Below are 22,329 nucleotides of genomic sequence, written 5' to 3'. Positions count from 1 at the left end.
CCCCCTTCACACTCCTCCCCTAGGTTCTCCACCGGAACGCGACAGGGGTAACTCACTGTCGCGACAGGGGGTATGGGGATCCTGGGGGGATCTGTTGCTCACGTCTGTCTTCATCGCTGCCGTTTCGCTGGCCCTGTTCTGGATGGCCGCCTTCACCTTGTGGTGGCAGATGCACGCCTGGCGCACGCCGGAAGTGCTGGCCTCCACCCGATTCAGTAGTCCGGACGGCGGTGTGGGGCTGTCGTTCTCGCTCCTGCTGCCCGCCCGGCACGAGCAGGCCGTCCTGGATCACACGATCCAGCGCCTCCTCGAATCCAGTCATGCCGACTTCGAGATCATCGTCATCGTCGGGCACGACGACCCCGAGACCGCGGCGGTGGCCGAGCGGGCCGCCGAACGCGACGCGCGCGTCCGGGTCGTCGTGGACACCCACGAGAGGAAGAACAAGCCGAGGGCCATGAACACGGCGTTGCCGCACTGCCGCGGCGACATCGTCGGCGTCTTCGACGCGGAGGACCAGGTCCACCCGGAGCTGCTCTCCCACGTCGACCACGCGTTCCGGAGCACCGGCGCGGACGTCGTCCAGGGCGGTGTCCAGCTCATCAACTTCCACTCCAGCTGGTACAGCCTGCGCAACTGCCTGGAGTACTTCTTCTGGTTCCGCTCGCGGCTCCATCTGCACGCGCAGAAAGGGTTCATCCCACTCGGCGGCAACACCGTCTTCGTACGGACCGAGGTGCTGCGGGACGCGGCCGGCTGGGACCCCGACTGCCTTGCCGAGGACTGTGATCTGGGCGTACGGCTGTCCAGCGTCGGCAAGAAGGTCGTCGTCGCCTACGACTCCGACATGGTGACCAAGGAGGAGACCCCGGGCTCGCTGATGTCGCTGCTCAAGCAGCGCACCCGCTGGAACCAGGGCTTCCTTCAGGTGTACCGGAAGGGGGACTGGAAACAACTCCCGGGATTCGGGCAGCGGTTGCTTGCCCGCTACACCCTGATGACGCCCTATCTCCAGGCGATCTCCGGGGTGGTGATCCCGCTCAACGTGGCCGTCGCGCTCTTCCTCGACGTGCCCGTCGGCGTTGCCTTCATCACCTTCCTGCCGGCCGTCACCGCGCTGGTCACCTTCGTCTTCGAGCTCGTCGGACTGCACGACTTCGGCAAGCAGTACGGGCTCCGGGTCCGTCCCGTCCACTATCTCAAGCTCGTCGTGGGCGGCCCCTTCTACCAGGTGGTCCTCGCCGGGGCCGCCGTGCGCGCCGTCTGGCGTGAGCAACGCGGCCACAGCGACTGGGAGTTGACCAGTCACGTCGGCGCACACCTCAACTCCGTTGAGTTCCGAGAGGATGTTCCCGCGTGACTTCCACCCTCCCCGCGGTGGCCACGGTTCCCAAGGTCCCCGCACAGCGGCAGCCTGCGCCCGAAACCGGTTCCGCCCCTCGGGAAACTCCGTCGCCGAGCCGCTCGGGCCGCCTCCGATCCGCCCGGCCCGACCTCCTGACCTGCGGTCTTCTGCTCGTGGCCATCATGGTCGTGCAGGGCTGGAACATCGCCGACTATCCGACCCTGAGCGACGACGAGGGCACCTACCTCGCGCAGGCGTGGGCCGTGCAGCAGGGCAAGGGCCTCGCCCACTACACCTACTGGTACGACCATCCGCCCCTCGGCTGGATCCAGATAGCCGCCCTGACCTGGATCCCGTCACTGTTCAGCCCCGACTCGATGACCGTCGGCTCGATGCGTGTCGCGATGCTGCTGGTCAGCGCGGTCAGCGCGGTCCTCGTCTACATCCTGGGGCGCCGTCTGTCACTGCCCCGCTGGGCCGCGGGGCTCGCCATGGCGCTGTTCGGACTGTCGCCGCTGTCGGTCGTGCTCCAGCGGGAGATCTTCCTCGACAACATCGCGGTGATGTGGGTGCTGGTCGCCTTCACCCTCGCGGCCTCCCCGAGTCGCCACCTGTGGCACCACTTCGGCGCCGGTCTCGCGGCGGCGGCGGCGGTGCTCACCAAGGAGACGATGCTCGTCATCCTGCCCGCCCTGCTGGTCACCATGTGGCGGCACGGCCACCGCGACACCCGCAAGTTCGCGCTCACCGGCGCCATCACCGCCTGCGCCCTGATCGGCCTCTCCTACCCCCTGTTCGCCCTGCTCAAGGGCGAGTTGTTCCCGGGCGGCGGCCATGTCTCGCTGATCGACGGGCTCAAGTATCAGATGACCAGGCCTGGTTCGGGTTTCATCCTCGACAAGGGCTCCGGCTCGTACGGCGTCCTGCAGTCCTGGCTCTACTACGACCGTGTGCTGCCCCTCGGCGGCCTCGCCGGCGCCCTGCTCCTCATCGCCTCCTGGCGCTGGTCGGTCACCGCCCGCGCACTGGCCGGACCGGCCCTCACCGTCGGCATCCTCGCCCTGGTCGCGATGCGCCCCAGCGGCTATCTGCCCGCGATGTACGTCATCCAGGCGCTGCCCTTCCTCGCCCTGGTCCTCGCCGGAGGCATCGCGAGCGTCGCCCACGCGGTACTGCGCCGAAGGCGCACCGAAGGGGAGAGGCGGCGACTCACCTGGGTGCGGTACGCGGTTGCCGCGGTCCTCGTCGCCGCGTCGGCCGCGTACGTCGTACCGCGCTGGTACGACGGTGACCGTACCGCCCTCACCGCCGACGCCAACGCCCCGTACCGGGCCGCCTCCAGGTGGCTCGCGACCGAGGTCGCCGACCCGGCGCACACCCGGGTGCTCGTCGACGACGCGCTCTGGCTCGACCTCGTGCACGCCGGGTACCAGCCCGGGCTCGGCGTCATCTGGTTCTACAAGGCCGACCTCGACCCGGCCGTGACGAAGACGATGCCCGGGGGCTGGAAGGACCTGGACTACGTCGTCGCCTCTCCGACAGTACGGCGTGACGCGGTCGATCTGCCCAACGTCAAGGCCGCGATGGACCATTCGACCCCGGTGGCCACCTTCGGCACCGGTGACGACCGGATCGAGATCCGCCATATCCAGGCCACGGGAGGCGTCGTCCGATGAGCAGCTTCGAGAGCACTGTCCCCGGGGAACTGGGCGATCCGGCCGTACGCGCGGCGGAAGTGGCGGAGCCCGGTGCCGTCACCATCGTCGTACCGACCTTCAACGAGTCTGCGAACATCGGTGAGTTGCTGCGCCGGATCACCGAGTCGGTGCCGTCGCGGCTGCCCTGCGAGGTCGTCTTCGTCGACGACTCCACGGACGACACCCCCGAGGTGATCTCCGAGGCCGCGCAGGACTGCCCGTTCCCCGTCACCGTCATCCACCGCGAGGAGGCGGTGGGCGGGCTCGGTGGTGCGGTCGTCGAGGGCATCAAGGCGGCGACCTCCGACTGGATCGTCGTCATGGACGGCGACTGCCAGCATCCGCCGTCCCTGGTACCGGAGTTGGTGGCCACCGGTGAGCGGGCCAACGCTGGGCTCGTGGTCGCCTCCCGGTACATCAAGGGCGGCAGCCGGGCCGGGCTCGCGGGCAACTACCGCGTGGCCGTGTCCCGTTGTGCGACCTGGCTGACCAAGTCCCTGTTCCCGCGCAGGCTGCACGGCATCAGCGACCCGATGAGCGGGTTCTTCGCGATCCGGCGCAGCGCGGTCACCGCCGACATCCTCCAGCCCCTCGGCTACAAGATCCTCCTCGAACTGGCCGTCCGTAGCCGCCCCCGCGAGGTCACCGAGGTCCCCTTCGTCTTCCAGGACCGCTACGCCGGCGAGTCCAAGTCCTCGGCGCAGGAGGGCCTGCGCTTCCTGCGCCATCTGGTCGGCCTGCGCTCCGCCTCGCCCGCCGCCCGCATGGTCGGCTTCGGCCTGATCGGCGCCACCGGCTTCCTGCCGAACCTGCTCGGGCTGTACGGGCTCACCGCGGCCGGTCTGCACTACGTACCGGCCGAGATCCTCGCCAATCAACTGGGCGTCGCCTGGAACTTCCTGCTCATCGAGCATCTGCTGTTCCGCGACCGCCGCCGGCATCGGCGCTGGTGGGACCGCGCCGGCCGGTTCGCGGTGATCGCCAACCTCGACCTCGTCCTGCGGCTGCCGCTGATGGCGCTGTTCGTGGACCGGTTCGGGATGGGCGTGCTGCCCGCCACCGCGCTCGCCCTGGTGACGACCTTCGTCCTGCGCTTCGTCGGAACCGAAGCGCTGGTCTATCTGCCGCGTCGGGGTCACGAGGGGGCCGTGCGCGAAAGCGGGACAGTGGAAACAGCAAGGAGAGCCGCGTGAGACCGTTGGTCAGATTCCGTACCGCAGGCAGAGCGACCGCGCGCAGGAGAACGGCACTTGTCGGGGTCGGGGCCCTGACCGCCGGTCTCCTCCTCACCTCGCCCCAGCCCGCGTCCGCCGCCAACCTCGTCCTCAATCCCGGCTTCGAGACGGCGGGCAGCGGCGACATGCCGTACTGCTGGGAGAAGTCCGGGTGGGGCGACAACGACTTCACCTTCTCCACCGTCACCGGCGGCCATTCGGGCTCGAAGGCCATGAAGGTCGAGCTGACCCGGCGGGTGAGCGGTGACCGCAAGGCGCTGATCACCGAGGACACGACCTGCGCGCCCGTGGTGACCGCGGGCAAGCAGTACGACCTCGGGCTCTGGTACAAGACGACCACCCCCGACGCGGCCATCACGCTGTTCCGGCACGACACGACGCTCGGCTGGCAGTACTGGACCGACCTCAAAACCCTGGACATGCAGGGTAGTTGGACCCAGGCCACGGTCCGCACACCGGCGGTCCCGGCCGGCACCGACCGCATCACGTGGGGCGTCTCGGTGTACGGCACGGGCTCCGCGACGACCGACGACTACACGATGGAGCAGGTCGCCGACCCGGTCCCGCCCGCCACCTGCACCGGTACCGCCGAGGAGTGCGCCAACGGGAAGTGGACGGTGCTGCCCACGCAGAACCCGGTCCGTTCCATGCACTCCGTCGTCCTCAAAAACGGCAAGGTGCTGCTGATCGCGGGCTCCGGCAACAGCGAGGAGCAGTTCAACGCGGGCACGTTCACCAGCGCGGTGTACGACCCGGCCAACGGCACCTACAAGGTCATCCCCACGCCGAAGGACATGTTCTGCTCCGGGCACGTCCAGCTCCAGGACGGGCGCGTGCTGGTGATGAGCGGCAACAAGGCGTACCCGGTCGCGGGCGGGCACGGCTACGAGGGCTTCAAGGACTCGTACATCTTCGACCCGGTGACCGAGACGTACAGCAAGACGAACGACCTGAACGACGGACACTGGTACCCGTCGGCGACCGAACTCGGCAACGGTGACGTGATCTCCTTCGGCGGGCTGAAGGAGGATTCGACGGGTTCGGTGACCGCCGAGCTGTGGTCGGACGCGCAGCAGAAGTGGCTGCCGCTGTGGCAGGTCAACCAGACCTGGTCGTACTGGGGTCTCTACCCGTCGATGATCCTGATGCAGGACGGCCGCCTCTTCTACTCGGGCAGCCATGTCTTCGGCAACGGCACGCCCGGCACCGGGTCGGCGATCTACGACTACGCGGCCAACACGACGACCGCGATCTCCGGGCTCCAGAACAAGGACCAGCGCGACCAGTCGGCGAGCGTGCTGCTGCCGCCGGCGCAGGACCAGCGGGTGCTGACGCTGGGCGGCGGCAACATCGAGTCCAATCCGGACGCGGGCCGGCTGACCGACGTCATCGACCTCAAGGCGGCCAACCCGGCGTACGTGGCGGGTCCGCCACTGCCGCAGGGCACGGTCGACCTCGGCAACGGTCCGGTCGCCGAAACCGGCAACCAGGGCAAGATGTACGTCTCCGCCGTACTGCTGCCGGACGGCAAGGTGCTGGAGACCGGCGGCGCACTGCACAACCGGGCCAACCCGGTCTTCGAGTCGTCGATCTACGACCCGGCGGCGAACACCTTCGACCCGGTGGCCGCCGATCCGCAGGCCCGCGGCTACCACTCGTCGTCGTTCCTGCTGCCCGACGGCCGGGTGATGTCGACCGGTGACAACCCGGGCAACGGCACCTGGAACCACAACGTGTCGATCTACACCCCGCCGTACCTCCTCAAGGGCACGCGTCCGACGATCACTTCGGTGATCGACGGCGAGTGGAACTACGGCGACACGCAGCGCATCACGGTCGACCGCCCCATCGTCAAGGCGGAGTTGATCCGCCCGGCCGCGGTCACGCACTCCTCGGACCCGAACCAGCGGTTCGTGGACCTGCCCCTGTCGGTCGACGGCAACAACATCGACCTCAATGTGACGAGCAACCCCAACCTGGCCCCGCCCGGCTGGTACATGCTCTTCGCGGTCGACGCCAACGGCGTTCCCTCGGTGGCGAAGTGGGTCCACCTCCAGGGGCCGGCGGCACTGTCGTCGACGGCGATGTCCATGTCGATGCCCGCGGAATCCTCCGATGCCACCGTTTCCGCGCACATCCACTCCTTCGCGGACGGCCTGCAGGGCAAGGTCACCGGCCCCGGCAAGAAGCGCGCCTCGCAGCAGGTCAGCCCGGCCATCTCGGGCTGCGACCGCCACTACGGCTCGATCAACGTCTGCGTCCCGACGGTGTTCCCGGCGGAGGTCAGGAAGACGACGGCCGCCCGCTGCGCCTGGCTCAAGGCCAACGACTACGGCCGCCTGAAGATCAACGGCAAGGACGACCCCCTCGGCCTCGATCCGAGCCGCAACGGGGTGGCCTGCGAGAAACAGGACCTGAGGAAGAGCGCGAGGAAGTGAGGCAGCGGTAGGGGACCGGGCCCCCAACTGCCGAAGGGCGCACCCGCGTTGGTGGGTGCGCCCGCCGGCAGTGACCGCGGGTCAGGAAGAGGCCCGCGTGGGCAGCCCGTGCTCGAAGACGGTCACCGTGCGGTCCAGCAGGTCGGCCAGGCTGTCCTTGAAGTCGTTCTGCGCCCAGTAGACGGTGACCTCCGACAGGCCGCCGATCAGGGACATCGCGTAGACGCGGACCTCCAGGTCGGCGGCGTCGCGGCCGGTGCGCTCCGCGATGACGCGGCAGAGGAGGCGCCCGGTTTCGGACATGCTCTCGATCATGCGGGAGCGGACCGCCGGGACCTCCAGCATCAGTCGGCTGCGCAGCCGGGTCACCTCGGGTTCCTCCATCGAGCTGATGCCGACGGCCCGCTTCAGGACGTATCGCAGGGAGTCGATCCACGGTTCGTCCGCCGGGCGTGCGCGCAGTTCCTCCTCCAGCATGGAGTCGTACTCGTCGGTGAGCACGATGTCCTCCTTGGTGGGGAAGTAGCGGAAGACCGTGGACTGCGACACCTCGGCGCGCTCGGCGATCTGCTCGATCGTCGTGGCGTCGTACCCCTGGTCCCCGATCAGTTCGTACGTCGCGGCACGGATCGCCATCCGGGTCTTGATCTTCTTCCGCTCACGGAGGCCCAGCTGGGGGCGGTCGGCGAGGGGAGAGGTGCGTGCGGCCGTCATTCCCTCATTGTCGGCCATCGGGCCGGTCGGTGGCGATGTCGGTGGCCGTGTCAGTGACCACGTCAGGGGTGCCGGCAAGGGTGGCGGCAGGGGTGGGGGGTGTCGGGGCCGGCGGTTCGGTCAGGGTGTGCTTCGGGGTGTTGGGGAGGAACGCCCCGGCCAGCAGTGCCGCCGCCAGAGCCGCCACTCCGCTCACCAGCAGGACGACGCCCATGCCATGGACGTACGCGCTGTTCGCGGAGGCCAGCAGCTGCGCCGAGCCCGTCCGCTCCGCGATCAGGTGGGCCGCCACCACCGAGTCGCCGGCCGTGTCCGCGACGCCGGCGGGCAGGCCCGTGACGTCGAGGCGGTCGCGGAAGGTGCTCACCAGCAGGCTGCCCAGCAGGGCGATGCCGATCGCGCCGCCGACCTGACGCAGCGTCATCAGGAGTCCGGAGCCGCTGCCCGCGCGGTCGGCGGGCAGGGCGGCCAGAGCGCCGTCCATCGCCGGGACGACGGCGAAGCCGAAACCGAAACCGGCGATGGTCAGCCACAGGGCCGTGTAGCCGTAGCCCGCGTCGACCGTCGTACGGCTGCCCAGGATCGCCGCGAAGGCCAGGACCACCAGGCCGGCGGCCACCGTCGCCCGCGAGCCGAACCGGGCGCCGACGGGCTGTGCCGCCCGCGCGGCCACCGACAGGCCGGCCATCAGCGGCAGCAGCCGTACGCCCGTGCCCAGGGCGTCACTGCCCAGCACCACCTGGAGATACGGCGGCAGTACGAACATCAGGCCGGACAGGACGAACATCACCAGCGTCGCCGCGACCGTGTTCAGCAGGAAGCCCCGCTGGGAGAGCAGCGTCATGTCGAGCATGGGGCGGGTGGCGCGGCGTTCGCGCAGGACGAGGGCCGTCAGGAGTACGGCCGCCGCGGCGAACAGGATGAGGACCAGCGGGTCGGTCCAGCCCCGGGTGGGGGCCTCGATGATCGCGTAGATGAGCGCGCCCAGGCCCGTCGCCGTGAGCGCGGTGGAGACCACGTCCACCTTGGGGGAGGCCGGGTCGCGGGTCTCGGGGAGGAGGAACACGCAGGCCGCGATGCCGATGGCGACCATCGGGACGTTGATCAGGAAGACCGAGCCCCACCAGAAGTGGTTGAGCAGCCAGCCGCCGATGATCGGGCCCAGCGGCATCCCGAGCGCGGAGCCTGCCGAGATGACACCGACGGCCTTGGTGCGCTCGTGGGGCGGGAAGAGCGAGGGCAGGACGGAGAGGGCCAGGGGCATGACCAGGGCCGCGCCCACGCCCATCAGCGCGCGGGCCGCGATGATCCAGTTCACGTCACCTGCCAGCGCTCCGACGAGCGACCCGGCGAGGAAGACGCCGAGTCCGGCGATCAGCATCCGGCGTCGCCCGAAGCGGTCGCCGAGGAGACCTGCCGGGAGCATCAGCGCGGCGAACACGACGATGTACACGTCCGCCATCCACTGCTGCTCGCCGGTGCTCGCGCCGAGCTGTTCGGCCATCGTCGGCAGCGCGACGTTGAGGATCGTCATGTCGAAGCCGAGGACGAGCATGCTCGCGACCAGGGCGCTCAGGGCCCACCAGCGGCGGGGGTCGAGGGGTGGGGTGGTGTTCGTGTCCGGGGCCTTACCAGTGACAGTAGCCATGAAATGATAGTAACTCTCAAAAGGTGGTTACTGTCAATGAACGTGCGCGCGGAGCACACGAAAATGGCCGCGGCTCGAAAGCCGCGGCCATCCAGGGGGACGTCAGGGATTACCCGTGCTGGTACGCCACTATCGAGATGCCGATGTAGTGCGCCACGAACGCCGCGAGGGTGAGGGAGTGGAACACCTCGTGGAAGCCGAACCAGCGCGGTGACGGGTTGGGGCGCTTGAGTCCGTAGATCACGCCGCCCGCGCTGTAGAGGATGCCGCCGACGATGACCAGCACCAGGACGGCGATGCCGCCCGCGCGCATGAAGTCGGGCAGGAAGAAGACGGCCGCCCAGCCCATCGCGATGTAGCAGGGGGTGTAGAGCCAGCGCGGGGCGCCGACCCAGAACACCCGGAAGGCGATGCCGGCCACGGCCGCGCCCCAGATGCCCCACAGGAGCCACTGACCCTTGCTCGCCGGGAGCAGCAGCATCGTCAGCGGGGTGTAGGTGCCCGCGATGATCAGGAAGATGTTCGCGTGGTCGAGCCTGCGCAGGACGCCGTCCATGCGCGGGCTCCAGGTGCCGCGGTGGTAGAGCGCGCTCACGCCGAACAGCAGGCAGGCGGTGAGGGTGAAGATCCCGCAGGCGACGCGTGCCCGGCTCGAACTGGCGAGCGCGGTGAGCACCAGGCCGGAGACGAGTACGGCCGGAAACATGCCGAGATGCAGCCAGCCGCGCAGCTTGGGCTTGATCTCATCGGAATGTGGCAGCGAGAGCGCCAGGGGACCGCGGCCGACGGCCGGCGAGTCCAGGGGCGCGTCGGGGACGGGCGCAGTCATGACGGCAATCGTACCTACGTAACCGTAAGTTACGCGTCAGTCCGGTGGCGGGAGGGGGCGGAAGTGGCCGGCCTCTCATGTGCTTCGGGCCGGCCTCGGGTTTCGGATGCGCCAGGTGAATGCGCGGTGACCCGGAGGAAACTCTAGAGGGGGTAAAGGGTGAGTGGCGATGGTCACGTCGCTCAGGTGTGAGGCCCTCTGGACAGATGGGCGCTCCAGTCGGATGATCAAATGAGTGCAGTCGGCACCGGATGAGCGCCATTGATCAACACCGTGAAGCATCCGGGTCGCGGCCCCCAAGGGGCAGTCAGCAAAAAACCCTCATTCAAGGAGCAATCGTGGCGCGCGACATCGCGGCTCCCGTTCCCCCTGACACCTTCCTCTCAGGCACCGTCCCGACCAACCACAAGCAACTGGTCTCGTGGGTCAACGAGATCGCAGAACTGACGCAGCCGGACAACGTGGTCTGGTGTGACGGATCCGAGACCGAGTACGAGCGACTGTGCGAAGAGCTCGTACAAAAAGGCACCTTCAGGAAACTGGACCCGATCAAACGCCCCAACTCCTACTACGCGGCCTCCGACCCGACCGATGTCGCGCGGGTCGAGGACCGCACCTTCATCTGCTCCGAGAAGGAGGAGGACGCGGGCCCGACCAACCACTGGAAGGACCCCGCCGAGATGCGGGCCATCTTCGCGGGGGAGAAGGGCGTCTTCCGCGGCTCGATGAAGGGCCGGACGATGTACGTCGTCCCGTTCTGCATGGGCCCGCTCGGCTCGGACCTCTCCGCGATCGGCGTCGAGATCACCGACTCGGCGTATGTCGCCGTGTCCATGCGCACGATGACGCGCATGGGCAGCCAGGTCCTCGACGAACTCGGCTCCGACGGTTTCTTCGTGCGTGCTGTGCACACGCTCGGGGCGCCGCTGGCCGAGGGCGAGGCCGACGTGCCGTGGCCGTGCAACTCCACGAAGTACATCTCGCACTTCCCGGAGAGCCGCGAGATCTGGTCGTACGGCTCCGGATACGGCGGCAACGCGCTGCTCGGCAAGAAGTGCTACGCCCTGCGCATCGCGTCCGTCATGGCGCGCGACGAGGGCTGGCTCGCCGAGCACATGCTGATCCTCAAGCTCACGCCTCCGCGCGGCGAGTCGAAGTACGTGGCGGCGGCCTTCCCGTCGGCCTGCGGCAAGACGAACCTCGCGATGCTGGAGCCGACGGTCGGCGGCTGGACCGTCGAGACGATCGGTGACGACATCGCCTGGATGCGCTTCGGTGAGGACGGCCGTCTCTACGCCATCAACCCCGAGGCCGGTTTCTTCGGCGTCGCGCCCGGCACCGGTGAGCACACCAACGCCAACGCGATGAAGACGCTGTGGGGCAACTCGGTCTTCACGAACGTGGCGCTGACCGACGACGGTGACGTCTGGTGGGAGGGCATGACGGAGGAGACTCCGGCCCACCTGACGGACTGGAAGGGCAACTCCTGGACGCCGGAGTCCGGAGTCCCCGCCGCGCACCCCAACGCCCGCTTCACCACCCCCGCCTCCCAGTGCCCGATCATCGCGCCCGAGTGGGAGGACCCGAAGGGCGTGCCGATCTCGGCGATCCTGTTCGGCGGGCGGCGCGCCACCGCCGTACCGCTGGTCACCGAGTCCTTCGACTGGAACCACGGTGTCTTCCTGGGCGCGAACGTGGCCTCAGAGAAGACGGCCGCCGCCGAGGGCAAGGTCGGTGAGCTGCGCCGCGACCCCTTCGCCATGCTGCCGTTCTGCGGCTACAACATGGGCGACTACATGGCGCACTGGATCGACGTGGCGAAGGACAAGGACCAGTCCAAGCTGCCGAAGATCTACTACGTCAACTGGTTCCGGAAGAACGACGAGGGCAAGTTCGTGTGGCCCGGGTTCGGTGAGAACAGCCGGGTCCTGAAGTGGATCGTGGACCGGCTGGACGGGAAGGCCGAGGGTGTCGAGACGCCGATCGGGGTTCTGCCGGCCAAGGGTGCGCTCGACACGGACGGTCTCGAACTCTCCGAGTCCGACCTCGACTTCCTGCTCACGGTCGACAAGGAGGTGTGGCGCGAGGAGGCGGCGCTGGTTCCCGAGCATCTGAACACGTTCGGCGAGCACACTCCGAAGGAACTGTGGGACGAGTACCGGGCGCTGGTGCAGCGCCTGGGCTGAGGCCCACGTCCATAGCTCCGCGGCCGGTCGGACTTGCCCTGACCTGCGACGTCACCATGACCGGCCGCGGGACCGCCTTTCCTGGACCCATGGACCCCTTTTATCGCTCATGCGTGCCGCCGATCACCCGTGGTGATGGATTCCCGGCGGCCAGAGAGCGCAATACGGCCCTCTGACGAGGGGCGCGCCGCGTGTCCGGCGCAAAGCTGCCGACATGCTCACATCGCTCCCCTCACGCACAGCACTCGCAGGACTCATCTCCCGTCTGAGACCTCGGGCCGCCCGCACCGGTGTCGTGGCGGCCGTCGGCCTGGCGCTCGTCCTGGCTCTGCCCGGCGTCGCGATCGCCGCACCCGGCGACCTGGACACCACGTTCAGCGGCGACGGCAAGGTGCTCACCAGCTTCGCCGACGACGACCAGGCCCGCGACGTCGCGGTGCAGCCCGACGGAAAGATCGTCTCTGTCGGAGCCTCCATCGACTACTCGGCGGAGGAGAGCCGCTTCGCGCTGACCCGCCACAACGCCGACGGCACCCCGGACACCGGCTTCGGCGGCAACGGCGGCGACGCGGCCGGCACGGTGACGACCCCCGTCAACAACCTGGGCCCGAACCTCCAGTGGAGCGAGGCCAACGCCGTGGCGCTGCAGGCCGACGGCAAGATCGTCGTGGCGGGTATGAGCTGGCGGGAGTACGAGGACTGCTGCTGGTTCGTGGTGGCCCGCTACAACGCCGACGGCACCCTGGACAACACCTTCAGCGACGACGGCAGAGTCTTCGCGGACATCGGGGGCCCGACCGAGGCCCGTGACGTGGCGATCGACTCCAGCGGCAGGATCGTCGCGGCCGGCTACACGGGCGGCGGCATGGCGGTGCTCCGTCTCACCGGCGACGGCACTCCGGACACCACGTTCGGTGGCGACGGCACGGTCACCGCCAACCCGGCGGGACCGGTCCTGCAGGAGGGCGGCGACGGCCGTGCCCTGGCGTTGCAGCCCGACGGGAAGATCGTCGTCGGGGGCGAGGTCGGTACGACCCGTTTCGACTTCGCGCTGATGCGCTTCAACACCGACGGCAGCGTGGACACGACCTTCGACGGCGACGGCATCGTCCGCACCGACTTCGGCGGCTACGAGGCCGTGGAGTCCCTGGCGGTCCAGCCCGACGGCAGGATCGTCGCGGCAGGCTCCAGCGACGACCGGGCCGCGCTGGCCCGCTACAACACCAACGGCAGCCTGGACACGAGCTTCGACGGCGACGGCCAGGCCATCACGCCGGCCGCTGGCGCAGCCGACATGGCGCTCCAGCCGGACGGACGGATCGTCACCGCCGGCGGCAGCGGCGGCAACTTCGCGGTCCTGCGGTACACCACCGGCGGCAGCCTGGACAGCAGCTTCGGCACCGGCGGCCGGGCCACCGCGGACTTCGGCGGCACCGACACGGCGTACGGCGTGAAGCTCGACTCCGCCGACAGGATCGTCGCCGCCGGTACGGGCGGCCCGAACAGCGACTTCGCCCTGGCCCGCTTCCAGGGCGGTGGCACCACGCCGCCGCCCCCGACGGGCGCGGACCTGTCGGTCACGAAGAGCGGCACCGGCACGGTGAGCATCGGTGACCGTGCCACGTACACCCTGACGGTCGCCAACGCCCCTGCCGGCGCCACGGCGACCGGCGTCACCCTCACCGACACGCTCAGCGGCCCCGCCGCGTCGGTCGTCTCCGCCTCCACCACCCAGGGCACCTGCACCACCACCGCCACCGGCGCGAACTGCTCCCTCAACACTCTCGCCCCGGGTGCGAGCGCCACGGTGACGGTAGTCGTGGAACCCCGCGCCACCGGCACCCTCAGAAACACCGCCGCGGTCGCCGCCGCCCAGAGCGACCCGGCCCCCGGCAACAACACCGCCACGGCCACCACCACCGTGAACAACGCCCGGGGCTGCACGATCATCGGCACCAGCGCCTCCGAGACCCTCAACGGGACCGGCGGCAACGACGTCATCTGCGGTCTCGGCGGCAACGACATCATCCGCGCCGGGAACGGCAACGACACCGCCCACGGCAACGACGGCAACGACAACATCGACGGCGGGTCCGGCGACGACACCCTCAACGGCAGCCCGGGCAACGACACCCTGACCGGCAACACCGGCAACGACCGCCTCGTCACCGCCGACGGCGTCGCAGGCAACGACACCGCCAACGGCGGTATCGGCTTCGACACCTGCACCACAGACCCGGGTGACACCCGCATCAGCTGCCCGTAGCCATCCTGGGAATCCTGAGCAGCACGGTGTACGTCAGCACGGTGTACGTCAGTCGCTGAGCCCGCCGCTCCGGGGTCCCCGGCCCTCCAGGTAGCGGGTGTGGGACTCCTGGCGGCGGGCCTCGATCTCCCTGAGGCCCGCCGCCAGCGCCTCCGCCTCCTGCCGCAGCAGCCCGAGCTGCCGCTCCAGATGCCGTTCCGGCGCCTCCTGCCCCGGAGCCAGCCGCGTCCACCACCGCGCACGTACGAAACTGTCGACGGCCTCGGGCAGGTCCTGCCGCACGATCCGAGACAGCGCGTGCACCCCTTCCGGATCCTGGGCCAGCACCTCCGTCACCCACCCGGGTTCCAGCAACGCGCTGACGAGCCCGGTCAGTTCGGTCACCTGCCCGGCCGCGGCGGGCGCCAACTCGACCTGGCCCAAATACACTTCCAGCCGCCCGAAGTCCCCCCGCAGCTCGTCGAGTTGGGCGGACAGCTGCGCGGACGGATCCGGGAAGTCCGGCACCGGCTGCCGCTCCGGCGGGGCGATCAGCGCGCCCGCGCCGTACAGCCCTGCGACGACGACCGGCCAGTACGGTCCCGCCACACCGGTGAAGGTCAGGCCCAGGCCCACCAGCCCGCACGCGCTCCCGGCGATGTTCTTACGGGACTCCAGGAATCCCAGGAACCTACTGGTAGCCACGGATCTCCTTGAACGCGCCGTCGAGCGAGCCCTCCTGGGCGTCGAAGAGACGACCACCGGTCAGGTCGGCGATGTGCGCCAGCTCGGAGCGGTCGGAGTCGCCGAAGAGGATGGGGAAGACGGGTATCTCCCGCTGCCGGCCCGGGAGTTGCCGGTAGAAGCCGTCGAACTCCGCAGCCTTCGCACCCGCCGTGTTCTCGCCGTCCGTCATCAGCACGATCGACGTGAACGTGTCCCGGTCGGCGCCGAGTTGCTCGTACGCCTTCTCCAGCGAGGTGTAGATCGCGGTGCCGCCGTCCGCCGCCAGCCCGTCGGTGTCCCGGCGGATCGCGTCGAGTCCGCTCCGTGGATCGGAGGGGCTCACCACATGCGTCCGTACGCTCTTCACATCCGAGCCGAACGGCATCAGCGTGACCTCCTCGCGCTGCCGGAAGTCGCCGGTGAGACCGCGCAGCGCCTGCTTCAGCCCGGCCAGCCGCTCACCCTCCATCGAGCCCGAGGTGTCGAGGACATACACGGTCCGTGAGGGGCGGCGCAGCTCGTTCTCGTACGCGTCGAGCAGGCCGTCGGCGACGGATCGGCTGCCGGGGAAGGGGAGTTCACGGCGGCGGGAGGTGTCGAGGCCGGCCGCGGGCGGTACGGAGGCGACGACCGGGCGGCGGTGGGTGACGTCGGTGATCTCGCGCTGCGTCGCCGGGGTGCGCAGGGCCTCTGTCAGCCGGCGGACGTCCTCCCGGGTCGCGGCGTCGGTCGACGCGAGCGAGGTGACCGGGTAGTCGGCGGTGACGACTCCGTCGCGCGGGCGGATCACCGTGAGTCCCGGGATGCCCTTGAGGACGGACTCGTAGTTGAGCAGGGCGTCGACGGTGCCGCGCCGCTCGTACGCGGCGGCCAGCCAGCCCGACGAACCGGACGTCAGCTTCTGCCCCTTGAAGAACTCCTTCAGCCGCGGGGACGCCTTCGCCACCTCGGCGTCGGTCAGCGCGGACTGCGCCCCGGACAGCCCCGAGGCGACCGAAACCAGTGTGGAGAAGCCGGAGTTGGAGCGTGCGGGGTCGGTCATGCCGTACGTGAGTTTCCCGTCCCGTACCGCCTCCTCGACCTGGGACCAGGTGACCTGGTCGGGCTTCCAGCCCAACTCGGCGACGGTGGCGGCCCTGACGCCGATGGCGACCGGGCTCGACATGACGGACGTCTCGGACACGACCTTCTTCGCCGCGTCGGGACGCAGCCGCAGATAGTCGTTGGAGGACAGCCACAGGGCGTCGTACGCCCCGTCGGTCTTCCCCTTCGCCAGCAGCTCGACGGCGTCGAGGGTGCCCATGTAGGTGGGCCGGACCTTGATGCCGGTGTCCTTCTCGACCTTGTCGAGGACCGGCTTCATGTCGGAGAGCTCGCTGGAGGCGAGGACGCGGAGGGTGCCGGGCTCGGGAGCGGCCGGGGCGGCCGGGTCCTGGGACGACTTCTGCGCCGTACAGCCGGAGGCCGTGACGGTGGCGGTCAGGAGGGCGAGTGCGAGTGCGACGGTGGCCGTGAGCCGGTGTCTCTTGCCCGTACCTGTACTCATACCTGTACTCATACCTGGCCTCCGTCCAGCGCGCCCCGGGACCGGCTGCGCTCCAAGTAGGCGCTCGCGTGCTGGAGTTCGGAGGTCAGCGACTCCACCGTCGCAGCCATCGCCTCCGTCGCCTGGACCTTGTAGGTGTCGATGGTGTCGAGGGTGCGGTAGATCTGCTGGAAGGCGTTGCGGAGGGTCTCCGCCCCGACGGCCGGATCGGCGGCGATCCGCTGGATCTCCCCGCTCTGCGTGGCGAGCATCTCCGCGTTGCCCCGGATGAGGTCCTCGGTCGTCCCGCGCAGCGCGTTGACCTGCTCGATGACCTTCTTCTGGTTGTCGAGGGCGGTGGCCAGCATCACGGAGATGCGCAGCGCGGACACGGTCGTGGTGGCCGCGCGGTCGACCCCCTTGATCAGCTCGTCGTTGTTGCGGCGTACGACGTCCATGGCGAGGTAGCCCTGTGCGCACACCGCGAGCTGGGTCAGCAGGTCCTGGTGCTTCTGCCGGACCGGGAAGAGCACGTCGGCGCGCAGGTTGTCGGCGCCCGCCGGATCGACCGCCTCGACGCCGCCGATGTGCTGCTCGACGGCGGAGTCCAGGGCTTCGGTCAGGACGACGTACTCCTGGAGCTTGCCCATGGTCTCCCAGAGGCGGACGCGTTCGGTCTGCAACGCCGCGCTGTCCCTGCGCAGTTCGTCCTGTCCGCCGCGCAGCGAGCCCACGATCTTGTTCAGGGTCGCCTGCGAGGAGGCGTACTTCGCGACGTGGTCGCGCAGTCTGTTGCCGCCGGGCAATCTGGAGAGGAACTTCCGCCCCTTGCCGGTGGACAGGTCACGCGGGTCCAGGTCCTCCACCACGCGGCGGAGTTCGACGAGCGAGCCCGCCACCTGCGACTGGGCGTCACCGCCGTTGCTCGGCAGGCTGCGGACGGCCCGTTCCAGCATGCGGTTGGACTGCGCGGCGGCGGTCCGCATCTCGCCGGCGCCGAGGCCGGTGATCTCTCCGACCCGGCCCGCGAACTCGGGTGAGCGGGCGTCGAGGGCGGCGAGCCGGTCGACGTACTCGGCCGCCTTGCGGGCCATGTCCGTACGGACGCTGTCGTCGACGGGGACGAGACCGCCGGCCTTCTCGCGCGGCACGGCCGCGACGGGCTCGGGCGGGGTCAGCGTGAAGATGTCGTCGCCGCTCCGACTGCTGTTCTGGCTCGTGTTCTGGCCCGAGTTCTGGTCGGGCCACTGGCCCGGTGTCTGGTCCGGCTTCTGGAAATTCACGTGTGATTCCCCCTGGTTACGACTGTCCCCGGGCCCGGCGCGCCATCTCGTGCAGCACCTTGGAGGTGGGCACGGGCGCCTGCCGGACGCCGGTCAGTCTCTGGTTGAGGTAGGCGGCGTGGGCGGCGGTGGCCGCGACGAACTCGGCGGCGTCGCCCTGCGGACGGAACCCGTGCCGGACGGCGAGCCTGCGCAACACCGGGTCGTCGCTGAGGAGTTCACCGAGTGCGCGGCCTTCTTCGGTCAGCGGTACGACGGTGTGGTCGCTGTTGGCGGTGGTGTCCGGGTAGAGGACGGTGAGGTCGCCGGCGCTCTGCCGGTCCCCGAGCAGCGAGGCCACCTGCGACTCGTAGACGAGGACCAGCGGGTTTCCGGCGCCGCTCACGAAGTCCCGGAACGCCGCGTCGGAGCTGGGCTGTTGGGCGCCCTGGACGCTGACCAGCTTGTGCATCAGGGGCGCGGTACGGTCGATGTCGGCGTCGCTCGCCACCACCCGGCCGCCGTTCGCCACATAGCTGGTGGCGGCGAGATAGAGGGCGCCGGAGCTGGAACTCTCCGGGTCGGTGGAGGCGATGTAGAGGGTGCCGGTCAACTCCCCGTATTTCTCGGCCCCCTTGAGCTGCTGCCAGGTGCGGTCCTTGTCGGCGGCGGCCAGGTATGCGGCCATCCTGAGGGTGCCGCGGCTCCGGCCCTTGTCGAGCGTCGCGAGTCCGCCCGCCGCGAGCACCTCGGCGGCGTTGCGGTGGGCCACGACGACGAGCGGCGAGTAGAAGGGGCGCGGCAGGGGCTGCCGTGCCTTGTACTTGGCGGCCAGTTCGTCGGCGGGCGCCTGGCTGGACGGGAAGGCGAAGTCGTACCCCTTGAGGTCCAGCCCTTCCATGGCCCACGACCCGGAGGTCTCCGTCCGCACGGTGTAGCCCTTGGCGGCAAGGGCCTTCACCACGTCGGGATCGGCGAAGAACTCCGCCTTCTCCGACCCGATCACTCCGCGCACGGTCTTCGTTGCCGTGCTCTGGTCCCCGTTGTCCCGGCCCGCCACGACGGCTGCCACCACGCCGCCGATCAGCAGGACCGCGAGGACAATCCCTGCGATTCGTCTCACGCCGGGAGCGTGCTCCCGGAATCCAACGTTCCCCGGCTACGAGGATGAACGGAGGGTGAAGCACTGGTCCCGGTACGCAACGGAAACCGGCCAACCGACGGGACGGCCCCCTGAGGGGCGGCAGCCCTTCAAGGGGCGCGGGGCTGTATCGATGTACGACTCCGCCGGCGCGGGCGCGACAAGCCACGGCGGGCCTGCAGCCGCACACCACGGAGCCGCTTACGTCGAATCGCACTTCACCCAACGGCACTTCACAACCCGGCGCCACAAGAACCCCCTGCTCAAGCCAACGCAGTGTGTGGCACCCGGTCCGCGCGTCGCTGCGGGAGCGCGCGGACCGGGGCCGTCAGGGGGAGCCCGGGGAGGGCTCGGAGCAAGGGCTCAGTGGGTCGTGAGGGCGTGGGGCCCGGTGGCCTCGCGCTCGGCCTCGGCGTGGGCGTCCATCCGTTCGGCGGCGAGAATCGCGGCGGCCGTGTCGGCGCGGGAGGCCGCGACGACCAGGGCCCGTCCGGCGAGCGCGTGGGCGCGCTGGTGCAGGGCGGTGAGGGCGGGGGCGGCGGTCGCGGGGGCCGAGGCGCGGACCGGCGTACGGCCACGGCGCAGCCGGCTCACCTGGCCGGCGAGGCGCTCCGCGGCGGTGTCCAGGTCGGCGGACGGTGCGAGGGCGCGCAACTCGTCGGTGGCGGTGAGGAGTGCGGCGAGATGGCCGGCCAGCTGGATGTCCAGCTCGTCCTCGCGCGACCTGTGGGGGAAGTCCGAGGCGGTGCCGGCCAGCGCGCTGCGGGTGCTGTGGACCGACGGGGTGCGGATCGGTTCGTACATGGGAGATGGCCTCCTGTGCGCTGACAGGAAGCCATCCTAGCTTAGATTCAGTCTAAAGTTGAGTCCGATCGCGGAGAGCGGTTCCAGGACGTTCACGGCTGGCTGTAGCCCTCCAGGAAGGTGCCGATGCGGGTCACCGCGTCGCGCAGGTCGCCGACCGTGGGCAGCGTCACGACGCGGAAGTGGTCCTGCTCGGGCCAGTTGAAGCCCGTACCGTGCACCACCATGATCTTCTCGCGGCGCAGCAGGTCCAGGACCATCCGCCGGTCGTCCTTGATCTTGAAGACCTTCGGGTCGAGACGCGGGAAGAGATAGAGCGCGCCCTTCGGCTTCACACAGCTGACGCCCGGAATCCGGGTGAGCAGCTCGTACGCGACATCCATCTGCTCCTTCAGCCGCCCGCCCGGCAGCACCAGGTCGTTGATGGTCTGCCGCCCGCTGAGCGCGGCGACGACACCGTGCTGCCCCGGCATGTTGGCGCACAGGCGCATGTTCGCCAGGATCGTCAGGCCCTCGATGTACGAGTCGGCGTGCGCGCGGGGCCCGGAGATCGCCATCCAGCCGACCCGGTAACCGGCGACGCGGTACGCCTTCGACATCCCGTTGAAGGTGAGCGTGAGGAGATCGGGGGCGATCTTCGCGGTCGAGGTGTGCGTGGTGCCGTCGTAAAGGATCTTGTCGTAGATCTCGTCCGAGCAGACGAGGAGGTTGTGGCGGCGGGCGATGTCCGTCAGCCCCCGGAGCATGGCGTCGTCGTACACCGCGCCCGTCGGGTTGTTCGGGTTGATGATGACGATCGCCTTGGTGCGGTCGGTGACCTTGCGCTCGATGTCCGCGAGGTCCGGCATCCAGTCGGCCTGCTCGTCGCAGCGGTAGTGGACCGCCGTACCGCCGGAGAGGGAGACCGCCGCCGTCCACAGGGGGTAGTCGGGGGCGGGTACGAGCACCTCGTCGCCGTCGTCGAGCAGGGCCTGCATCGCCATCACGATCAGCTCGGAGACGCCGTTGCCGACGAACACGTGCTCGACGTCCGTCTCGATGCCGAGGGTCTGGTTGTGCATGACGACCGCCCGGCGCGCCGCCAGCAGCCCCTTCGCGTCGCCGTACCCATGGGCCGACGACACGTTGCGGAGGATGTCCTCCAGGATCTCGGGCGGGGCCTCGAAGCCGAAGGCGGCCGGGTTCCCGGTGTTCAGCTTGAGAATCCGGTGCCCTGCCGCCTCAAGCCGCATCGCCTCTTCGAGAACCGGGCCCCGGATCTCGTAACAGACGTTGGCTAGCTTGGTCGACTGGATCAGCTGCATAGCGGTGAGTTTACGGCGGGGTAACGCGCGGGGCGTCGTGTTATCCGCCACGTGGGATCGGGGCGCGGCGCGGAAGGCGAACGTGCTTTCGGTGCGGGGCGTCGGCCGGGTGTGGTTCGCCGCGAAGCTTCCCGGTGCGTCCGCAACCCGCCTGGATGTCGTCCACGATGACCAGCGCGCGCCCGCCGCGTCGGCGAGTTTCACGCAGGCGGGCGAGTCGGGCACGGGTCGACAAGCTGTGCCCACGCCCGCCCTCTCCGTTGCGGGGGCCCGAACGTGCCCCCGCACTGGCAGAGCTCAGCGAGTCCGCCAGTGCGGGTTCCCGCCACCGGCTGCACACTCGGGCGAGGGGGCAGAGCGGCGCGCGGGCATGGTGGCCTGAAGGAACGGCCGGGTCAGCGGGTGAAGGTGGTCCGGTTCTCCTTGAGCGCGGCGCAGTTGGAGCCGGTCACCTGCACGTACACGTTGCTGATGTGGCCGCCCCAGGTGACGCAGTGGCCCTTGCCGTACACGTAGGCCGGTCCCGCGTACGAGGTGTACTGCCCGAAGTCCTCGTCGTACTCGTCGGTGTCAGGGACGTAGATGTACGTGGACATGTCCAGGACGGTGCCCGGGTTCGTGCGGATGGTCGCGACGCAGTTCTTGCCGTTGGAGGAGTTGTACGTCAGGTAGGTGGTGCCCAGTGAGCCGACGGGCACCGAGTTCACGGTCTTGTAGGCGCTTCCGCAAACTTTCTGCGGCGTGGTGTTGGGTGCGGCTGAGGCGGGCGCTGCCAGGGCGGTGGTGGTCCCCACTGCCAGGGCGGCGAAGGCGGCCGCCGTTAAGACCGAACGGTTGAAACTCATATTTCCCCCTTGTGTTCTTTGTGGCTGGTTGCTCCTGTCTGGTGTGACACGCGGCACATCGGAACGGTTGTACGTTGCCCGCAAAAGACGTGTGGCCTGAGCATCGTCCGTACACGGGTACCCGGACGTCGGCGTCCGGGTGGGCACGATGCCGGTGTGCGGAAGACGCCACCGGTTGGCGTTGTCCTGGGCGATGTCGACACCGGCCTCCACCGCCAGCTCGGGCCGCACGAGCGTGGCGTCCAGCGTCTCCCTCGTGTCGCCGGCGGACAAAGGTCAGGCTGTCCGGGAGGGTCGCGCCCGGTGCGCACAATCCCGCCAACTCCCGGCCGGAAACGATTCCTTGCCCCAAGCGCCCCTCCCGCATCACAATGCGCATGACAAA

16 protein-coding genes are annotated in these 22,329 nt (G+C 69.5%); 6 read left to right on the top strand and 10 right to left on the bottom strand.

What is annotated here, in order from left to right; all coding sequences use genetic code 11:
* The first annotated feature begins 94 nt into the window (after nucleotides 1–94).
* The 4 genes from ACW4TU_RS15350 (at nucleotide 95) to ACW4TU_RS15335 (ending at nucleotide 6,715) form a co-directional block, all read left to right on the top strand.
* Nucleotides 95–1,360: a glycosyltransferase gene (locus ACW4TU_RS15350; protein ID WP_457428380.1), complete on the top strand. Its 1,266-nt coding sequence runs from the start codon at nucleotides 95–97 to the stop codon at nucleotides 1,358–1,360.
* Nucleotides 1,357–3,021, top strand: a complete 1,665-nt coding sequence (locus tag ACW4TU_RS15345) for an ArnT family glycosyltransferase (protein ID WP_457428379.1) — start codon at nucleotides 1,357–1,359, stop codon at nucleotides 3,019–3,021. Before ACW4TU_RS15350 ends, ACW4TU_RS15345 begins: the two co-directional genes overlap by 4 nt.
* A complete protein-coding gene (locus tag ACW4TU_RS15340) occupies nucleotides 3,018–4,235 on the top strand; it encodes a glycosyltransferase (RefSeq protein ID WP_457428378.1) in 1,218 nt (405 codons plus the stop codon). Before ACW4TU_RS15345 ends, ACW4TU_RS15340 begins: the two co-directional genes overlap by 4 nt.
* Nucleotides 4,236–4,402: 167 nt before the next feature.
* Nucleotides 4,403–6,715 carry a galactose oxidase early set domain-containing protein gene (locus ACW4TU_RS15335; RefSeq protein WP_457430115.1) on the top strand — a complete coding sequence of 771 codons (2,313 nt, stop codon included), beginning with the start codon at nucleotides 4,403–4,405 and terminating at the stop codon, nucleotides 6,713–6,715.
* 81 nt (nucleotides 6,716–6,796) lie between these two features.
* Here ACW4TU_RS15335 and ACW4TU_RS15330 read toward each other — a convergent pair whose 3' ends face one another.
* The 3 genes from ACW4TU_RS15330 to trhA form a co-directional block, all read right to left on the bottom strand.
* Nucleotides 6,797–7,429, bottom strand: coding sequence for a TetR/AcrR family transcriptional regulator (locus ACW4TU_RS15330; RefSeq protein ID WP_457428377.1), 633 nt, complete (start codon nucleotides 7,427–7,429; stop codon nucleotides 6,797–6,799).
* A gap of 4 nt (nucleotides 7,430–7,433) precedes the next feature.
* Nucleotides 7,434–9,077, bottom strand: a complete 1,644-nt coding sequence (locus tag ACW4TU_RS15325; protein WP_457428376.1) for an MFS transporter — start codon at nucleotides 9,075–9,077, stop codon at nucleotides 7,434–7,436.
* 109 nt (nucleotides 9,078–9,186) lie between these two features.
* The gene (trhA, locus tag ACW4TU_RS15320) at nucleotides 9,187–9,906 is read right to left on the bottom strand and encodes a PAQR family membrane homeostasis protein TrhA (RefSeq protein ID WP_457428375.1); all 720 of its coding nucleotides are present in this window, start codon (nucleotides 9,904–9,906) and stop codon (nucleotides 9,187–9,189) included.
* A gap of 338 nt (nucleotides 9,907–10,244) precedes the next feature.
* Between trhA and ACW4TU_RS15315 the strand changes: the two genes are divergently transcribed.
* Nucleotides 10,245–12,092: a phosphoenolpyruvate carboxykinase (GTP) gene (locus ACW4TU_RS15315; RefSeq protein WP_457428374.1), complete on the top strand. Its 1,848-nt coding sequence runs from the start codon at nucleotides 10,245–10,247 to the stop codon at nucleotides 12,090–12,092.
* Between the two features lie 214 nt (nucleotides 12,093–12,306).
* A complete protein-coding gene (locus tag ACW4TU_RS15310) occupies nucleotides 12,307–14,358 on the top strand; it encodes a calcium-binding protein (protein WP_457428373.1) in 2,052 nt (683 codons plus the stop codon).
* Between the two features lie 48 nt (nucleotides 14,359–14,406).
* Here ACW4TU_RS15310 and ACW4TU_RS15305 read toward each other — a convergent pair whose 3' ends face one another.
* The 7 genes from ACW4TU_RS15305 to ACW4TU_RS15275 form a co-directional block, all read right to left on the bottom strand.
* Complete coding sequence (locus ACW4TU_RS15305) at nucleotides 14,407–15,042, bottom strand: hypothetical protein (protein ID WP_457428372.1); 636 nt, start codon at nucleotides 15,040–15,042, stop codon at nucleotides 14,407–14,409.
* On the bottom strand, nucleotides 15,029–16,609 hold the full coding sequence (locus tag ACW4TU_RS15300) for a substrate-binding and vWA domain-containing protein (RefSeq protein ID WP_457428371.1): 1,581 nt from the start codon (nucleotides 16,607–16,609) through the stop codon (nucleotides 15,029–15,031). The genes ACW4TU_RS15305 and ACW4TU_RS15300 overlap by 14 nt, the downstream gene beginning before the upstream one ends.
* An 8-nt stretch (nucleotides 16,610–16,617) precedes the next feature.
* Nucleotides 16,618–17,775, bottom strand: coding sequence for a toxic anion resistance protein (locus ACW4TU_RS15295; RefSeq protein ID WP_457430114.1), 1,158 nt, complete (start codon nucleotides 17,773–17,775; stop codon nucleotides 16,618–16,620).
* A 112-nt stretch (nucleotides 17,776–17,887) separates the two neighbouring features.
* Complete coding sequence (locus tag ACW4TU_RS15290) at nucleotides 17,888–18,973, bottom strand: hypothetical protein (RefSeq protein ID WP_457428370.1); 1,086 nt, start codon at nucleotides 18,971–18,973, stop codon at nucleotides 17,888–17,890.
* Nucleotides 18,974–19,354: 381 nt separating this feature from the next.
* The gene (locus ACW4TU_RS15285) at nucleotides 19,355–19,795 is read right to left on the bottom strand and encodes an SCO4983 family protein (RefSeq protein ID WP_457428369.1); all 441 of its coding nucleotides are present in this window, start codon (nucleotides 19,793–19,795) and stop codon (nucleotides 19,355–19,357) included.
* A gap of 92 nt (nucleotides 19,796–19,887) precedes the next feature.
* The gene (locus ACW4TU_RS15280; protein WP_457428368.1) at nucleotides 19,888–21,099 is read right to left on the bottom strand and encodes a pyridoxal phosphate-dependent aminotransferase; all 1,212 of its coding nucleotides are present in this window, start codon (nucleotides 21,097–21,099) and stop codon (nucleotides 19,888–19,890) included.
* A gap of 395 nt (nucleotides 21,100–21,494) precedes the next feature.
* Entirely contained in the window at nucleotides 21,495–21,944 is a 450-nt protein-coding gene (locus ACW4TU_RS15275; protein ID WP_457428367.1) for a spore-associated protein, read from the bottom strand.
* Nucleotides 21,945–22,329 lie beyond the last annotated feature (385 nt).

This window comes from Streptomyces kryoterrae (assembly GCF_054072135.1).
The sequence above is the reverse complement of the archived record's forward strand: the minus strand, read 5'-3'. Positions and strand labels throughout refer to the sequence as shown.